Here is a 17,980-nt window from a genome sequence, read left to right as displayed (position 1 = left end):
AAGCCAGAGCCGTGGGGAGACGGTCAGACTGCCTGGAAAGCGGTGATGGTCAGGAGCTTGATGCCGGTGTTGCTGCACGCATCGTGCGGCTCCGGGATGAACAGTGACGCCGTGTCGTTCGGCGGGTAGATGCGGAAACCGGCGGCGGCCACCTTGGTGCAGTCGCCATAGTTGCCGGCTTGCGTGTACCGGATTTCCGCCCACGCCGACTTGCCCGGCGCCAGTTCGATCTTGGTGACCGGGGTTGTGGTTTCCCGGGTTGCCGGTTCGCCGATCGGTTCACCGTTGGCGTCGGCAGTCATGGAGACGCCGGCGAAGCCCTCCAGAATGCAGGGGGTGCCGCCGGAGTTGGTCAGGATCAATTTCTCATAAACGCTGCCCGCGGCGCCGCCGCCGGTGGCGTCCGTTGCGGCGGTGAGGGATCCCGCCTTGCACAGCCCGGCTGCTGCTGGTGCCGCGGACGTAGCTGTCTCTGAGGGTGACGGCGTGGCCGTTGCCGAAGGCGGGCTTGACGTTGCAGTGGCCGACGGAGTCGAGGTAGTTGGCGCCGAGGAAGATGGAGGGGCACTGCTGGTTGCCGATGGGCTGGGGCTTGGCCCGCAAGCAGCAAGAAAGAGCAGCGCAGCGGCTGCCGTCGTCGTCACAAGACCGGTTTTGATGCGCTGAGTCCACATGGGCACCAGCCTTGCCCCGGCCGTGATCCGAGTCAATTCAGCCACGGCTGGGAGCGCGGATTGGCGCCCGGATCGTGATCTTCCGGGCGCCAATCCAGCGTCAAATTACTTGGTATCGGCTTTGGCTACTGCCGGCTTGGCGGAGCGGCTACGGAAGAACGCAGCACCGCCCAGGCCCAAGCCAGCGATGCCTGCGATCAGGCCGGCCCAGCTTCGCGCCTGCGAGCCGTCGTCAGATACAGCGGCGGCCTGCTCGGTGGAGACGGTTTCAGCAGCGTGGTGATCACCGGCGGCCTCGGCCGGAGTGATGGTGACCGACGGTGCCGGAGCCTTCAGATCGTGAGGATCCTGGCCTTCCTTGGCGATCTCGGACCAGTCAGTCTGGCCCTGCTCGCAGGTCTGCAGTGTGGGGAAGTAGATGGTCTTGCCCGCTGCGTCCGGCAGTTTGACGGACAGGACAAGGGCATCACGCAGGTGCGGATCCAACGGTGCCTTGGCCGTGTACACAATCTGGCTTGTCCGCTTGGTGATGGAGGTGCCGTCGTCCAGCTTCTTGGGCTCGGCGAGGGTCTCCGTGACCTTCTCCACAGTCCAGTTGGGGTTGACGGTGGGCTGGGCGTCGGTCAGTTCCTCAGGAAGTGAGATGGCCACTTTGGTGGTGCCTGACGTGTCGCAGCCATGGGGGATTCCGAACGTCACCAGTGCGTACGAATTGGCGGCGGTCTTGTTCGGATCAGCCGAAACGTGCGCGGATGCACCGGCCAGGCCGGCCATCATCAGGGCAGCGGTTCCACCGGCGACGGCGGTTGCGGCGAGGGTGCGGCGAATCGAGGATTTCATGGGAAGTGCCTTTCGGGGGCGCCGGAAGGTGCGGCGCGGGGTACGGGTTTGGGACCCGTCACCATGCAAAGGCTGTGCTGTTGCAGCGCGCGTTTATTGAGCGCAGAAGGTGCCGGGCGGAGCTAAGGAAGTACCACGACGGCGGGCGGTCCGCGGCGGCTGTCTTGCCTCAGGTTCCGCCAAGGGCGGGGGATAAAGACCTCGGGTGCGCCGACTGCGACAGGCGAGGCACCGGCGTCGGGCCTGAACACCAAAGCGGGCAGGGCGAGCAGTGGCCGCAGCCAGGCGGCGAGTTGCCACAGGGCAGCTTCACCCTTTGCCAGGACGACGGCAGTAGCAACGGTGGCAAGCACGTGGCCCACAAACATCATGGTGCCCACGGCTGTGCCGAGTTCATGAGTATGCGTCGCAGTGACGTCCAGCCCGGAGCTCAACGGTTCAGTGCCGAGGTGGTGGTTTGTCCCTTGCACGTTGGCGGTGATGGGGCTCAACGCCGTGAAAGCTTCGTGAAGTGCCAACTGTCCTGCGCCCAAGAGCCCCGCCATGGTGACAAGGTTCAGCTTGAAACGGGTGGCCAGCGTGGCAGCCAGAGCCGTCAACGCAACGAGCGCCAGCAGGACCGGTGCTGTGGGAAGCTCTCCGCCACCCGCTATGTGGGCCCCTGCGGCGAGAAGAACAACCACAGTGGAGATGGCGCCAGACCGCAGCGCATGAAAGGGTGCCCGGGACTGCGATGTGCGCACGGGTCCTCCCTTATCTGTGGCTGCTCTGATTATCGGCGTCTTGATTCTATCGGGAGTTCGACGCCGGACTGGCCCCGGATGGGTGGCTCTGTGGACACGTTGCTGCGTTCCTCCCCAGTTGCTCCCGCTTTTCCGGTGCTTGCTATGTCTGGACTCCTGGAATTCCGGGGGTTTTCTGAGGTGCGAGCTGAGGCAACCGGGAAGGAACGTCGCCCTAGCGCTGAGCCCACCGAACGAACGTTGGCTTCGGCGGCTCCGGAACTCTTGCTGAGCCCGCAGATGAACGCCGACGGCGAAGCTCAAGTTTCAAGCTTTCCTCACCTCGAGCCATGGCCCAGTGATGGTTGGCGGAGAACGCCGGTTTGAGGAGCCAACTCAGACGGCGAAGCAGGGGCTTGGATGCACTGACCCGCCAGTCGTAGGTGATGACGACCTCGGGCCCGTCGGTCTCGAAGGTCCAGCGGCCGGTGCCGTTGAGGTCCCCTTCGGCGGTGAGCGCGAAGCCATCGAGGGTCACCGGTTCGGTAATGGTAAGCCGCCACCGCAAGGTGTAAGGGAGCCAGCCCTTGGTGTGCAGGTCGAAGCTGGCGCCCACGCCATCTGGGCCACCTTGGGCTACGGGTGTCACGGTGAGGTAGACGGAGGGCCACCACTGCTTGAGGCTGCTTGCGTCGCCCAGGACGTTGACTACTTCCTCGCGTGTTCCCGCTACTCGCCATTCAGTGACGAACGCATAGTCGGTGCTTTTGCCTGCTCGCTGGGCCATTGTTGCCTCCACGGTCCGGGTGCGTTCCGAGGGTGTCTTACGGCATCCGGGATCAATCTACGCCTGCCTTCGCCGAAGGGTTAGATCTCGCGGCTTTCAAGCCTCGAAAGTGCCGAAATCCCGCCCCTCGGTGAACGTCGATCGGCAAGGCAAAAGGCCCCGCATCCCTCATAAACAAAGGGAAGCAGGGCCTTTCTCATTGGCGGTGACGGTGGGATTTGAACCAGTAGTCACCGGGTCCCGGTACTGCCGGAACAGGTCTGCTTCCCAATCATAGAGCCAAAGTTGCTGCGTCCGACTACGGCCGGCTCACGGCTGATCACCCCGATTCGCAGTTAAACCCTTGTCAGATTCTTGTCGGATGAGGCGCTCCGCGCGCAGCTTGCTGAGCGCCTCCGCGACGGTGTCAAGATCGTCGTCAAAGAGGTCGGCGTACACGTCCAGGGTCATGGCGCCACTGGCGTGCCCGAGCGTCCGCTGCACGGTCTTGACGTTAGCGCCAGTGCTGATCGCAAGCGACGCCGTCGTGTGGCGCAGGTCGTGCGGAGTGACGTGCGGGAAGTGCGCTTCGCCAGCCTGCGCCCGCTTTACGGCTCCCCGGAACCAGCCGCCCTTCCCGTTACCCGGCCGCAGGAAACCGCCGAGCTCAGAAGGGAAGAGCAGTGCATCCCGATCCTTTCCGGCACACGCTGCGGCCACCGTCTCGTCCAGGAAATCCGGATACGGTACCGAGCGCCGGTGGTGGGTCTTCGGAGTGCCGACCTTGACTTGTCCGCCGACCATGACGGCGTTCTCCATGATCTCGACACGTCGACGGGCCGTGTCCACGCGCTTGACCGTCAGGCCGGTAGCTTCTCCCCACCTCAGACCCGTGAACGCCAGAAACCTGATCAGCCCGGGGTACTTGGACACTTCAGCAAGCCGCTCGACCTGCTCGAGCGTCAAGTAGGCCCGGGGCTTCCTGACCTTCCTCGGCGTCCTCACGTCACGAGCAGGATTCGACGGGATCCGCCGGTCGCGCACGGCGCTGTCGAGGATCGAGGCAAGCACGCCGTGCACCCGTTGACGGTCGTCGCAGACTTGGCATTGCTGAGCTCTGCGATCCAGGTCGCGACCTCGGTGTGCCGGATGCTACCCACGGCGCGGGTAGCCCACTGCGGCTTCACATGGATGCGCCAGGCGCTCTCGTCCGAGCGGTAGGTCGAGTCCTTCACTGCTGCACGGTGCGCGGCCAGCCAGGCCTCGCCGAGGGTCGCGATCGTCACGCGGGCATCACTGGGCGCGATGTAGCTGCCCTGCAGCTTGGACACCTCCGTCGTCGCGAGGAACGCTTCGGCCTCGCGCCTGGTGCGGAAGCCGCTTTTGGTCGTGCCCCGGCCGTCCGGCTTCGTGTAGGCCACCCGCCAGCTGGGCTTCTTCGTACGGGTGTCGCGGTGCACGCTGCCCATCAGCGCGCTTCCTCAGCGGTGCTGAGATGTTCCTGACTGAGCAGCCAGGCGTCCACGGCCTCGGGCCGGTAACGGGGGGTGCGGCCGACACGGATGAAGGCCGGTCCCTGGCCGGTGATCCTCCACTCGTCGATGACCCTACGGCTGACACCGAGCTTCTCGGCGAGCGTGTCGGAGGTGATGAGCGAGTCGAGCAACGGAGTGCCGACGACGGATGCGGGGGTAGACATGACGGTCCCCTCCGGATGTTTTATCCGGAGCCCTGCCCGTCGAGGTGGTAAAGCCGTTCCGTCGGCGAACTGCGGCCGGTTGCCGCGTGCTCCTTCTCGGAGCGTCTATAGGCTGTCGTATCGGGCCGCCCGCCCCTGCGCTTTGTGTCTTGGCCCCGCGGCCGATCTTCACGCTTGCACCAGTTTATCGCACGGTTGCCGCCGGTGGCTGCGGAATGATGTCATTCCGTTCCGCAAGAATGTCCCTGTAGCGATCTCGAACGACGCGAATATCGGCGCGGAACGCGATCATCTCTTTGCAGGTCGGGTGGTTGGAATTTGCATCTCAAAGGCCTTCCGCCGAAGCATGGCGAATTGACGGAATACGAGCAGCGAGGGGACCTGAACGCGCCTTTCCAGCTGACAAAGGAAGGCCGAGCAAGCGCTGAGGGAACGTAAGAGGTCCGCGATGCGGTGATGTGCGGGTCCCCTCGCTGAGGTGGGACCAGTACGCTCTCGGAGAGCTATGCCCTGGCTGCGGACATGTACCGGGACGAGGAGCCTTGGGGTGTCCAAAGGGACGATGCAATCATTCAAGAGGAGTGTGCCCGCTACGACGCCGAACGGAGAACCTTCCGCGGCAAAGAAAATCAGCCTGCGCCTGACGGCAACGGGCTGTGGATCTAGATCTTGGCCCGATCATCTCACGGCAGGAGCNNGCTCCTGCCGTGAGATGATCCGAACTCTCGAATCCAGGCGCGGTAGCCCCCACGAACAGTTGCGCGACCGCGCAATCAGGCCAGAAGAAGATCAGCCCATGCCCCATCGCGGCGCGTTGATCATGGTGATACGCCATTCGTTTGTTGAGCCTCCGCCTGCTCGTCGAACGGGGTATCAACTGGCACGAGCTGATGGATCTCACCCGAAGGAAGCGCGAGGTACTGCACGGTACCAGGCGGATCGATCTGGGGATGCGTAAACCGTTCACGAAAAGCTGTCTGCCGGCCAGCGATCGACTTCTTTGCTTCATGCCAGCGACCAGTGAGCTCCAGCGTGGTGAGCGCCTCGGTGACTTGAGCCTCGATACTCTCAGCATGTTTCACATCCGCTGCGTGTCGCTCAAGAGACTTTTGGAAGGCAAGGTATTGGTTACTAGGATCAGCAAGCGCCGCTTTAGCGGCGTCGGCTAGAAGAGCTTTTCGTCCGAGAGCGACAGCGGCACGAGCGAAGTGAAGTTCGCGAGCGAAATGGTCAAGATCTTTCGTCTTACCACCGAGGGCTTCTTCGAGTTTGCGATAGTCAACGGGACCGCTGGCCCGGTCAGACTCCAGGAGTGACTGGATGGTGGACCAGGTTTGCTCCAAAAATATGTCCGCTTCTTCGAAGTCATCTCCGGCACGGTGCCGTGCAACGTCCAAGTCGGGGAGCTGTCCGTCGAGCATGAGACTGATCGCTGCGGACAATTGTTTGTCGGTGGTCCTTTGGAACGAAATCCGTTTGTCTACGGACCGCTTCTCCTGACGTCCCAGAATTGTCTCGACCCGCCGCTGATGGGCTCGCTGCTCTCGCTGTGCCAGCATGTCCATCGCCATTACCGACGCACTCACTGCCAAGATTGGCCAGCCAGCGACAGCAGCACCTCCGATCCCCACCGGGTAAAGGACGGCCTGCGATGAAATATTCGCGGGTCCACGAGCGAATCCGCGGAACCCGCTGGTGCCAACCGCGCGAACAAGTTCAGCACCCTTCGGCAGCACCGCCTTGAAGAGTGTGGCACTTTTCGGATCAACTGCACGGACGATATTGGTGAGTGCTTGATGTAGGGCAGCATTCACTGGAACCGACTTGTACTTTGTAAGCTCAATGTCGGTGATCGGGTGGTACTCGAACGCCATAGGAACTGAAGCGACTTCAAGTGCCTCCCAGACCGAGACCGCTGCACCGGTTGTAGACAAGACGGCCTCCGGAACCAGAATCCCCGAAGCGGGGAGGACCCGGACGGGTGCCATGGTCTCGCTCGCCGAAGTCTCAGTCGCCCGTGCGGTTTTTGCCGCGTCGTCTCGGCGGACACTTCTGTGCCTGCGGAGAGTGAGAGTAAGGAGCCCGCCAGCGGATGCGACGACTGCAAGTGCCAACGCGATCCAGAGTTCGGTCATTGCGACAGCCTAACGTGATTTTCCGGTCGCTGTCCTGCGGTTCAAGCCAAGCAACTCATACAGGCTTAACCCGTTCAAAACCAGTCAAACCCTCAGAAGACGTGCAGTTGAAGCTAGGATGGCTCTTGTTCGTCGTTGCCAATCCCGACTGGAGGCTCCACCGTGGCCGAACCATGGCTGTCCGCCGATGGCATTGCCGCGCATCTGGGGATCACAAAAGACACGGTCTATACGTGGATCACCGATAAACGCATGCCAGCCCACAAGGTCGGCAGACTCTGGAAGTTCCAGGCAAGCGAGGTAGACGAGTGGGTCCGCCGCGGAGGCTCTGCAGCTTCGAGCGGCGACGAGACGCCGAGCTGACGGCCGCACCTGAAGGAATACCTCTCGGCCAACGCCGAAACTACTTGCCTGAAAAACTGAAAGGGGGGCTACACATGATCGAGCAGCATGCCGAGGCGCAGCGCTATGCACTCTCATTCACCAGTGGTGCCCTCCTCATGCGTGAGGCAGCGATCATTGCGCCCATTTACTTGCATGAACGCGACTGGGCAAGAGTTCGAACGGTGGTCGCGGGGGAGAACTTGCTTCAGGCTCGTACAGTTGCCTCTGGGCTCAGGCTTGCGCGTGAGATTATTCAACGGCTCACCGTGCTGACCGACGACGAAATCAAACTACTCAACGAGGCGACCTCGACCGAGCGCGGACACTTGATGTGGGCGGCGGCCTGCCGTCGATATGACCTGATTGGTGAGTTCGCTGAAGAGATCGTTCGCGAGCGGTTCCTCTTGCTTACGCCATCGCTCGATCTCGACGATTTCGACAGCTTCGTGCGTGGCAAGTCTTTGTGGCACACCGAGCTGTCTGAACTTACGGACTCCACGCGGCGCAAGCTGCGTTCAAACTTGTTCCGGATGCTTAACGAGGCAGGGTTGCTTTCCAACAGCGGGCAAATACAGCAGGCCATGATGTCTCAACGGGTCGCAAACACTTTGGCAGCGCGGACTCCGAATGACCTGCGATTCTTCCCAACCACCCATAATGCTGCGGGGAGGGCCCAGCCGTGACACAGACCGACCTTTCTAAAGAGGAAGAGCACTTGTTCGCCGTTCTTAGCGGCAGGCGGTTTCTCCAGATGGAGGGCCTGAGCAACGAGGTGCCGTTCTTCATTTACCCCTACGACCCTGAGCATGCACTCGCGGTCACGGGGTCGAAGAAGCGCATCAAGAACCGCCTGGCCAACAAGGGCATCGTGGTCCGAGAGGTCAACCTCTACGACCTGTCAGTGGAGATTCTCAAGGAACGCGGAGTCTGGGACCGGTTGATCGCGCTCGAACCCGAACAGGAAAAGAACGACTTCCGTGAGTTGCTCCAGGGAATGCTCGACCCGCAGCTCCACATTGCGTCCGCGATCAGGGCCAAGCTCGCCGAGGGCGACTTCGACATCTTCTTCCTCACCGGCATCGGAGAAGTCTTTCCGTATGTCCGTTCGCACAACGTGCTGAACAATCTGCAGAGTGTTGTCACAGGCAAGCCGATGCTCATGTTTTTCCCCGGCCGCTACGAACAGTCCGCCACGCTCGGATCATCACTCGTACTGTTCGGACGACTCCAAGACGACCAGTACTACCGAGCCAAGAACATCTTGGAACAGGAGGTTTAACTCGATGAATCTGCATGCGATCTTCGCCAAGGACGTTCAGCGCCCGATAGAAGGTGTCATCAAGGCTGACGACACCGCGCATTTGGGCACCGAGGTCGACGAATACGTCCTGACCAACGAGGCGGCAAAAGGCCTGGAACTGCTGCTTGAGGCCTACACGAACTACACCAACGCCAACGGCGTGTGGATCTCGGGCTTCTTCGGTTCCGGTAAGTCGCACCTGCTGAAGCTGCTCGCACACCTCCTCGGTGACGTGGACGGCCAGGACTTCCCGCGAGCCCGCGTCTCCGAGAGCTTCCGCTCCAAGGCACAGGACGCGTTCCTCCCGGCCCTGCTGACCAAGGCCGAGAGGATCCCGGCGAAGAGCCTGCTGTTCAACATCGACCAGAAGGCCACCCTCATCACGAAGGATCAGACCGACGCCTTGCTAAAGGTGTTCGTCAAGGTCTTCGACGAGAGTCGCGGCTACTACGGCAGCCAGGGGCACGTCGCCCGGTTCGAGCGCGACCTGGACAACCGCGGCCAGTATGAAGCCTTCAAGGACGCATACGCCCGTATCTCCGGACGCAGTTGGGCGCAGGGACGTGAAGAGGGAGTACTCGAGGAAGTCAACGTCGCCAAGGCGTACGCCGAGGTCAGCGGCAACACAGACAGTACGCCCACCAACATTCTCACCAAGTACCGCAACGAGTATTCAGTCTCCATCGAGGACTTCGCCGACGAGGTGATGGCGTGGCTCGATAAACAAGAAGACGACTTCCGGCTGAACTTCTACGTCGATGAAGTCGGCCAGTTCATCGGGACAAACACGCACCTGATGCTCAACCTCCAGACAATCGCCGAGTCGCTGAACACCAAGTGCCAGGGCCGTGCGTGGGTGTTCGTGACTTCCCAGGAGGACATGGACAAGGTCGTCGGTGACCGCACGAAGCAGCAAGGCAACGACTTCTCCAAGATTCAGGCCCGGTTCGCCACCCGTGTGAAGCTCACCAGCGCCGATGTGGAAGAGGTTATCCGTAAGCGACTGCTGGAGAAGAACGAGGCGGGCGAGGCCGCGCTGAATTCGATTTATGCAGAGCAGCACGCCAACTTCAAGACCCTGTTCGACTTCGTGGACGGCGCGAAGACCTACCGCAACTACACCGACGAGGCACACTTTGTCGGTACCTACCCGTTCGTCAGCTACCAGTTCCCGCTGTTCCAGGCGGCGATCGAAGGCATCTCTGACCACAACGTGTTCGAGGGCCGCAACAGCTCAGTCGGCGAGCGATCGATGCTCGGCGTCGTGCAGCAAGTCGCCAAGGACATCGGCGATGTGAAGGTGGGCAGGCTGGCGACCTTCGACCACATGTTCGCAGGCATCCGCGCTTCACTGAAGTCGGCCGCGCAGCGTTCCATCGACGTTGCCGAACGCAACCTGGACAACGAACTGGCCGTGCGGCTGCTCAAGGCGCTGTTCCTGGTGAAGTACGTCGAAGGCTTCCACGCCACTCCACGCAACCTGACCGTGCTGGTTTACGACCGTTTCGGACTTGACCTGCCCGCCCTGGCCAAGCAGGTGGAGGAGGCATTGACACTGCTGGAGACGCAGACTTACGTGCAGCGCAACGGCAACCTCTACGAGTACCTGACCAACGAAGAGCAGGTTATCGAGGAGGAGATCAAGAACGTCGATATCGACGCCTCAGAGGTCAGCGGTCGTCTCTTCAAGATCATCTCCGGAGACGTGGTTCGCACGAGCCGGCTGCGGTATGCCAAGAACGGACAGGACTTCGCTTTCGGGTACAAGCTTGATGATCAGGTGTACGGGCAGCAACGCGAACTGACCATGCACTTCATTACGCCGGAGTACCCATTCGGCCCCGAAGAGACCCGGATGCACAGTGCGGGCAAGGACGAACTGCGCGTCATCCTGGAGCCCGATGAGCGCGCCCTTTCGGACTTGCGCCTGCTGATCAAGACAGAGAAGTACACCAAGCGCAAGCAGACGACTTCGCTGTCCGCAATCGAGGACCAGATCCTGCGCTCGAAGGCGACGCAGAACGTCGAACGCGAGAAGGAACTCATCGAGCGCATCCGCCGCGCAGTTGGCAAGGCGGACCTCGTGATCAACGCCGCCGGCGTAACCTCCTCTTCACAGGACGCCATCGCGCGCGTCACCGATGGCTTCCAGGACCTCATCAGCCGCACTTACACCCAGCTCGGCCTGCTTGGCGGTGTTGCGTATAGCGAGCAGCAGGTTGCTGCGTTCACCAACCCCAACCAGTCAGGCATGATCGACGATTCGTCGCTGTCGATGCTTGCTGTGCCAGGTGACGAGGTGCTTTCGTTCCTGTTGCAACGCGACCGGCTCGGCGAGCAGGTAACGTTCAAGACGATCGTCGATGCATTCCAGGCCAAACCCTACGGATGGGATCTCGCCTCGATCGAGGTCGTCATTGCCTGGCTCGTTGGCAACTCGAAGATCACGGTCACCGTCGATGGAAACATACTTAAGCGGACCGAGGTAGCTGCCGTTCTTCGCAATACGCAGAAGCACTCGCATTCTGTGCTCGCCCCGCAGAAGCTCTTCGACGAGCGCAAGGTCGCGACGTTCCGCAAGTTCTGCACCGACTTCTTCGACGAGGCCACCCCACCGAAAGACCCGCTGGAGGTGGCTCGGCACGGCAGCGAAAAGCTTGGGGCGAAGCTCGATGAGCTACGGGCGCTGGTGAGCGGATCGAAGTACCCGTTCGTGGAGCAGTTAGCTGCCCCCATCGCTCTGCTCGAACAAGTTACGGGCAAACCCGATGAGTGGTACCTGGCTGATTTCAGTCTTGACGACGAACTGCTCGACGCCAAAGAGAACGTCATCGACCCGATCCAGTCGTTCCTGGGCGGTGGCCAGAGGGTCATCTACGACGAGGCCGTTGTTCTGCTCACCTCGAACACGAACAACCTTGGATACCTGCCCCCAGGAAGCGACGCCGACGTCAGGCGACTCCTGGACGACTCGAACGCGTTCCGGGGCAACCGCATGACCCAACTCAAGCAGGCCGCGGACGCCCTTGGCGCGAAAGTCGAGGAAACGCTCGCCTCCCACCGCGCCACGGCCATCCAAGACATCGAGGGACGCAAGTCCGAGATACTCGGCAGCGCCTATTACGGCAATGCCACAGAAGAAGCGCAACTGAGGGTCACCCGTACAATCGACCAGATCATCGCCCGCTTAGGCAATGAGCAGCAGATCGCGCTCGTCCGCGAGCAGGGTAATGGCTTTGAGGAACGGACGTATCCCGAGCTGCTCGACCAACTCGCGTCCTCTGCCCGGACGACGGGCGGTACAGACAGACCGGAGCCCACACCGAAGCAGACCGTCTCGGTCAAGAGGATCACTGTGCCCGGAGTCCACGGTGTGCTCGAGAACGTGGATGACGTCGACCGCTACCTCGATGCACTCCGGGGTGCACTGCTGAACACACTTAACGATGGAAAAAGGATCGCGCTCTGATGGAAACCGCACCGCTGAAGTCGTTCGCTACATGGGCTCGCACTGCACTTATCAGAGAGGTATCAGCCCGCATCTCCGTCGTTCTGGCATCGAAGGAGCTTCGCCAGGAACAGCCCAACGCCGTCAGCGCCCTGGAGAAGGCCGTCAACGCCGCTGGCGGCAGCGACAAGGGCCGCGACACAGTCGCGGACAAGGTTGCCTACACGTGGTTCAATCGCATCATCGCGTTGCGGTTCATGGACGCCAACGGATACACCGGCATCGGCGTCGTCTCGCCCGAACGCGGCCGCGAAGGAGGGCAGCCCGAAGTTCTGGCCGAGGCCAAGCGCGGGAACATCGACAGCGCGGTCGTTACGAGCAAACGCACGGCGGAGACCGTCACTAGTTTGCTCAACGGCACGCGCCGCAGTGACGACCCCCAAGGCGAGGCGTATGCACTCCTCCTCGCGGAGTACTGCCGCCACTGGAACCGCTCTATGCCGTTTATGTTCGAGCGGGAGGGCGACTACACCGAACTGCTGATCCCCGCGAACCTACTCGCCAACGACTCCGTGTTAGCCCGCGCTGGGAGCGTGCTCACCGAAGAGGTTTGCCAGGATGTCGAGGTCATCGGCTGGTTGTATCAGTTCTACATCTCGGAGCGGAAGGACGAGGTCTTCGCTGGATTCAAGAAGAACAAGAAGGCCGGCGCAGCAGAGATCCCCGCCGCTACTCAGCTGTTTACCCCTCACTGGATCGTCCGCTACCTCGTCGAGAATTCTCTCGGACGGCTGTGGCTTCTCAACCGTCCAGCCTCGCGCCTTGCCGATCAGATGGATTACTACATCGCCCCGGTGGACGAGGAGGCCGACTACCTCAAGGTCGCCGGCCCTGAGGGATTGAAGGTCATCGATCCCGCGTGCGGATCGGGCCACATGCTCACCTACGCCTTTGATCTCCTCTACGCGATCTACGAAGAAGAGGGCTACGCGCCCACGGATATCCCAGGGCTGATCCTCGCGAACAACCTTTATGGCATCGAGATCGATCCTCGGGCTGGATCCCTGGCCGCCTTTGCACTAACGATGAAGGCTCGCGCCCGGCAGCGCACGTTCTTCAGTAAGTCGGTCAAGCCGAGTGTTTGTGTACTCGAACCGATCACATTCAGCCGGACCGAACTTGATTCATTAACGGTCAAAAGCACGGATCCGTACCAAGCAGCAACATTCTGGAATCAATTTCGCAACGCGGACACGTTGGGTTCCATGATCCCATCGTCAGGTCCTCTGGTCGGACAGATGCAGGCGCTCCTAGGAGATCTTGATCTAGGTCAGGACTTGCTCACTCAGGGGTTGACCATGCGAGCCGAGAAAGTTCTTGAGCAAGCGGACATGCTGACGAGGCGCTATTCGGTCTTAGTAGCAAACCCCCCTTACATGGGCTCTAGAAGTATGAGTAGTTCTCTCAGCGAGTTTGTCGCGAGCAACCTTGCGTCCGGGAAGTACGGATTGGACACGGCCTTCATCATTCGTGGTCTGGACTTAGTAGTAAGCGGCGGATTTGCGGGGATGATCACGATGCAGTCGTGGATGTTCAAATCAAGCTACGAGCGCTTGAGGAGCGAGATACTTGGGTCAACTTCAATCGAAACCCTCGCTCATCTTGGCAGCGGGGCTTTTGAAGGCATTAACGGCCAAGTAGTATCTACGGCTGCTTTCGTCCTTCGAAGGGGTCCTTCGGACTCACCTGGTGTGTTCATTGGCCTAGCACCCGAAAAGACTAGTTTGGAGAAGGCCTCCGTGTTACGCGCTGTTTGCCTCGGAACCAATAGCGAGAGGAGTCATTTCGCTCGAGCCTCCGACTTCTTTTCGGTTCCAGGCGCGCCGATTGCGTACTGGCTGAACTCACGCTCGCGGAACCTTTACGCGAATGGAAGCACCCTCGCAAAGTTTGCCGATGTCAAAAAGGGCATCGATACAGGCAATAACTCGCAGTTCCTCCGGAAGTGGTTTGAAGTATCTCGAGCAACGTTGGCTGCGGGCCAAGAAGATGTCAACGTTCGGGGCAAACGTTGGGTGACTTACAACAAAGGGGGTCCATTCAGGCGGTGGTATGGGAACGATGATGATGTAGTCGATTGGGGACTTAACGGGGCTCGGATCAGAGCCCAGGCGGCAGCGGCTACCGCGCGATCAACGATTCGGAATCCTACGTACTTCTATCGGGAAGGATTTACCTACAGCGAGGCATCATTCGGTAGATTCTCTGCTCGATACACGCCGGGCGGCGCGATCTTTGATAGCGCGGGAGCAACTGTGTTTGCCCCGTGGAATCTTCCGCGGATCGGGGCGCTTATTAACAGCGCTGTCGCGGAGGCTTTCTTTGATTTTCTATGCAATGGCAACCATTTTCAGCCGGGTGCAGTGTCGAAACTCTTGCTCCTGCCCGAGGTCTTCGCCCTTGATCTGCACTCCGAGGAGTGCGTCGAAATCTCGAAACGGGATTGGGACAATCAAGAGACGTCGAGGTCCTTCAGAAGTAGCCCGTTGCTTGCTAGCGGTGAGTCAATCATTTCTCATGCAGTCGCCTTTGAATCACAAAGAGGCGAATCGGCCGCGCGTCGCATGGCAGAGATGGAAACGGCAAACAATCACAAACTCGCCGCCGCGTACGAGATGCAGGACACTGTTGAGTGCCTCGTACCCATAGAGGATATCTCGCTTGTGGCCAATCCGAGCCGATTCCATGCGGATCGGGACCAGGCTTTTAGGCTCGACGCACTTCGCCAAGTTGAGGACCTGGTCTCCTTTGCGGTTGGATGCATGTTTGGACGTTTCAGCCTCGATGAGCCCGGGCTGATCTTGGCGGATCAGGGCGACACGCTCCAGGGCTATCTCGCCAAAGTGCCTACGCCGTCGTTCATGCCGGACAAAGACAACGTGATCCCGATCGTCGATGGCGACTGGTTCGAAGACGACATTGTGTCGCGGTTCCGTCAGTTTCTTCGTGTAGCGTTCGGTGAGCAACACTTCGAGGAGAATCTGCGTTTCGTCACCGATTCGCTCGGCGTGAAGGACTTGCGCGACTACTTCGTGAAGTCGTTCTACGGAGACCACGTAAAGCGGTATAAGAAGCGACCGATCTACTGGCTGTTCTCCAGCCCCAAGGGGTCGTTTAGCGCCCTCATCTACATGCATCGCTACACGCCGTCCACGGTCTCAACGGTTCTCAACGAGTACTTGCGCGAATTCAAAGCAAAGCTCACGGCTAGCCGCGAGCACCACGAGCGCCTCGCGGCAGGGACAGGCACCCCACGGCAGCAGGCTGCCGCGCAGAAGGAAGTCGACCGTTTGCGCAAAGTGCTGCTCGAACTCGAAGAGTACGAGCACGACGTGCTATACCCGTTGGCAACACAGCAGGTGCAGATCGACCTCGACGACGGTGTGAAGGCGAACTATCCGAAGCTGGGTGCTGCCTTGAAGAAGATCCCCGGACTAGAGGCAATCGATGAGTGAGACTTCCGCTGTCAGGCCCCATCTGGAGCGTCGTTTCGAGAGCCAACGGGTAGTGTTCTGGCACGACCCCGAGGGCGAGTACACCGCTGACCTCGACGCGCTCGGCCTGGAGGGCGTGCAGACCGTGCGCGTCAATAACGACGAGTATGCGGTAAAGAACCGGCTGCTGCACCAGGAGCCCCAGTCGAAGTTTCTTGTCTACCGTTCGGGTGCTGTGCCGACGGGGATCGGCAATTGGCTATTGGACCTGGAGCTTGCATACGGCGTGTTCACAGCAGACCGGACCACGCTGGTGCAGCAGGAACTCGGGCTCACCGCGGACGGTATCGGCGAGGCCCTGCAGGCCCGCGAGAAGTTCTTCCGTGGGGGCAAGCGCGTCCAAGGCCTGAAGAAGCTGCTGGACGCCGACGATGACGCCCGACTGCTGCAAGCCAAGATGTCAGCGGTTCTGCTCGGTCAAAGCGAGCACAGCCTGCTGGAGATCACGCGCACTCTGTTGATCGATAACGCCGGCGGTGCGAACACCAAGTACGGTGCCCTTGCCGAGCACGGCCTCGACGAGTTCTACTGGCAAGGCGTGGCGTCGATCTACGGCTACACGTCGCCGAGCCCGAGCATCGCCGATTTCGTTCTGTGGGTGTTCCGGCAGGCCAACGCTGGGTTCAAGTCCGAACGACCCGGCGGCTTGCGCAACATCCAACTCGACTTCGGAAGCCTTCGCTTCGACCGGCGCAGCCAGGACGCAATGATGACGCTGGCAAAGCGCGCAGCGCGGGATCTGGACTACGCCGGCACCATCGAAGACGCAAGCTTCCGCGAGCTGTTGGGCAACGACCTCTTCGAGGAGACTGACCGCAAGATCATCAGCGATCTGGCACGTGCGGTCGCTGAGCGAACGGTCACAGGCCGCGAGGTTACAGAGGTCGTCCGCAGCCGTCAGAGCAGCATCTGGGCCGAGGGGTACCGAACGCTGTACACAGCGATCGGCTGCGCCTCGGACCTCCTGACCGCGCTTGGCGCGCTCAAGCTGTCGATGCAGTCACTCGATGAAGGACTGGAGCGATACCGGAGTGAATGGTTCCGCATGGATCAGCTCTACCGGCAGTTCACATATGCCGCCCGCACAGCAGAGTTTGCCGGCCCGCTGGAGGCCCTACGCATCCAAGTGGAAAAGTTCTACGCCAACAAGTTTCTTTACGAGCTCGGTAACGCCTGGCAACAGCAGGTCGACGGCATCGACCAGTGGCGTTCCACATTGCTCCGGCCCCAAACCTCTTTCTTCACCGACCACGTTGCGCCCATCACGAAGGACGGCCGGCGCAAGGCCGTCGTCATCATCTCGGACGCCCTGCGCTATGAGATCGCTGACGAACTTGGTTCACGCATCCGCCAGGAAGACCGCTACGACGCGGACCTGAAAGCCATGCTCGGCGTGCTGCCCAGCTACACCCAGCTCGGCATGGCGGCACTGCTGCCACACAGCACGATTGGATACTCCAAGGACGGCGATCCTGTCCTGGCCGACGGTCAGCGCACAGACGGGACCGTGAACCGCAGCAAGCTCCTCGATACCGTTGACGGGAAAGCGATTCAGGCCGAGAACGTCTTCTCCCTGACCCGGGACGAACTCCGGGAGCTGTACCAGCAACATCAGGTGCTGTACGTCTATCACAACCGCATTGATGCGACGGGTGACAAGGCAGGCACCGAGCGTCAGGTCTTCGAGGCCGCCGAGGACACGCTTCGCGAACTGGTCGATCTGGTCAAGCGACTGACCAACGCGAACGCGACGAACATCCTCATCACGGCGGACCACGGCTTCCTGTTCCAGGACACGGCGCTCGAGGACGCCTTCTATCTATCGACGCTGCCGCAAGGTAACGACATCAAGGTGATCAACCGCCGTTACGTCCTCGGTCACGGCCTAAAGGAAGTCCCCGCGTTCAAGACTTTCACATCAGCCCAGCTGGGCCTCGATGGAGACCTGGATGTGCAGATACCAAAGTCGATTCATCGGCTGCGGCTTCCAGGCGCAGGCTCGCGATTCGTCCACGGCGGTGCAGCCCTGCAGGAGATCGTCGTCCCGGTGCTGGCGATCAATAAGAAGCGCAAGAGCGACGTGCGAACGGTCAACGTCAAGATCATGCCCGAGTCGGACAAGATCACGACAGGCCAGCTGGTCATCAAGCTGTTTCAGACCGAGCCGGTGAGCGAGAAGGTTCGCCCCCTTGTGCTGCGCGCGGGGCTGTATGTCGGCGAGATTCTTATATCGAACCAGCTCTCGCTCACGTTCGACCAGGATTCGGCAGACCAGCGTGACCGCTACCAAAACGCGCACATGCTGCTCAGCCAGGACGCAAACGACTACAACAACCGTCCGGTTGAGTTCCGGCTTGAGGAACTCATCCCGGGCACCAATCAATGGCGCGGTTACGCCAAGGCGATCTACACGCTGAAGCGCTCTTTCGCCTCGGACTTCGATTTCTAAGGAGAGAGC

The 17,980-nt window shown here is 60.8% G+C and carries 14 protein-coding genes; 6 read left to right on the top strand and 8 right to left on the bottom strand.

Going from position 1 to position 17,980, the window contains the following annotated elements:
* Positions 1-23: 23 nt before the first annotated feature.
* The 8 genes from EU811_RS23855 to EU811_RS00900 form a co-directional block, all read right to left on the bottom strand.
* Complete coding sequence (locus tag EU811_RS23855) at positions 24-674, bottom strand: DUF4232 domain-containing protein (RefSeq protein WP_142936659.1); 651 nt, start codon at positions 672-674, stop codon at positions 24-26.
* Positions 675-779: 105 nt separating this feature from the next.
* On the bottom strand, positions 780-1,514 hold the full coding sequence (locus EU811_RS00925; protein WP_142936652.1) for a YcnI family copper-binding membrane protein: 735 nt from the start codon (positions 1,512-1,514) through the stop codon (positions 780-782).
* Positions 1,515-1,636: 122 nt separating this feature from the next.
* On the bottom strand, positions 1,637-2,257 hold the full coding sequence (locus tag EU811_RS00920; protein WP_142936651.1) for a hypothetical protein: 621 nt from the start codon (positions 2,255-2,257) through the stop codon (positions 1,637-1,639).
* Between the two features lie 214 nt (positions 2,258-2,471).
* Positions 2,472-3,023, bottom strand: a complete 552-nt coding sequence (locus EU811_RS00915; RefSeq protein ID WP_142936650.1) for an SRPBCC family protein — start codon at positions 3,021-3,023, stop codon at positions 2,472-2,474.
* 309 nt (positions 3,024-3,332) lie between these two features.
* Positions 3,333-3,968, bottom strand: coding sequence for a tyrosine-type recombinase/integrase (locus tag EU811_RS24010; RefSeq protein WP_238703244.1), 636 nt, complete (start codon positions 3,966-3,968; stop codon positions 3,333-3,335).
* Positions 3,969-4,003: 35 nt separating this feature from the next.
* Complete coding sequence (locus EU811_RS24005) at positions 4,004-4,471, bottom strand: hypothetical protein (RefSeq protein WP_238703243.1); 468 nt, start codon at positions 4,469-4,471, stop codon at positions 4,004-4,006.
* Positions 4,471-4,701: a helix-turn-helix transcriptional regulator gene (locus tag EU811_RS00905; protein ID WP_142936649.1), complete on the bottom strand. Its 231-nt coding sequence runs from the start codon at positions 4,699-4,701 to the stop codon at positions 4,471-4,473. The genes EU811_RS24005 and EU811_RS00905 overlap by 1 nt, the downstream gene beginning before the upstream one ends.
* Before the next feature lie 818 nt (positions 4,702-5,519).
* Positions 5,520-6,836, bottom strand: coding sequence for a hypothetical protein (locus tag EU811_RS00900; protein WP_142936648.1), 1,317 nt, complete (start codon positions 6,834-6,836; stop codon positions 5,520-5,522).
* A 162-nt stretch (positions 6,837-6,998) separates the two neighbouring features.
* Between EU811_RS00900 and EU811_RS00895 the strand changes: the two genes are divergently transcribed.
* The 6 genes from EU811_RS00895 (at position 6,999) to pglZ (ending at position 17,971) form a co-directional block, all read left to right on the top strand.
* Complete coding sequence (locus tag EU811_RS00895) at positions 6,999-7,199, top strand: helix-turn-helix domain-containing protein (protein WP_142936647.1); 201 nt, start codon at positions 6,999-7,001, stop codon at positions 7,197-7,199.
* 74 nt (positions 7,200-7,273) lie between these two features.
* Positions 7,274-7,903, top strand: a complete 630-nt coding sequence (locus tag EU811_RS00890; protein ID WP_142936646.1) for a DUF1819 family protein — start codon at positions 7,274-7,276, stop codon at positions 7,901-7,903.
* A complete protein-coding gene (locus EU811_RS00885) occupies positions 7,900-8,499 on the top strand; it encodes a DUF1788 domain-containing protein (RefSeq protein ID WP_142936645.1) in 600 nt (199 codons plus the stop codon). Before EU811_RS00890 ends, EU811_RS00885 begins: the two co-directional genes overlap by 4 nt.
* Before the next feature lie 4 nt (positions 8,500-8,503).
* Entirely contained in the window at positions 8,504-11,989 is a 3,486-nt protein-coding gene (gene brxC, locus EU811_RS00880; RefSeq protein WP_142936644.1) for a BREX system P-loop protein BrxC, read from the top strand.
* Complete coding sequence (pglX, locus tag EU811_RS00875; RefSeq protein ID WP_142936643.1) at positions 11,989-15,483, top strand: BREX-1 system adenine-specific DNA-methyltransferase PglX; 3,495 nt, start codon at positions 11,989-11,991, stop codon at positions 15,481-15,483. Before brxC ends, pglX begins: the two co-directional genes overlap by 1 nt.
* A complete protein-coding gene (pglZ, locus tag EU811_RS00870; RefSeq protein ID WP_142936642.1) occupies positions 15,476-17,971 on the top strand; it encodes a BREX-1 system phosphatase PglZ type A in 2,496 nt (831 codons plus the stop codon). The genes pglX and pglZ overlap by 8 nt, the downstream gene beginning before the upstream one ends.
* The last annotated feature ends 9 nt before the right edge of the window (positions 17,972-17,980 follow it).

Origin of the sequence: Arthrobacter sp. TS-15 (genome assembly GCF_006964045.1) — a bacterium.
Classification (GTDB): Bacteria; Actinomycetota; Actinomycetes; order Actinomycetales; family Micrococcaceae; genus Arthrobacter.
The sequence above is the reverse complement of the archived record's forward strand: the minus strand, read 5'-3'. Positions and strand labels throughout refer to the sequence as shown.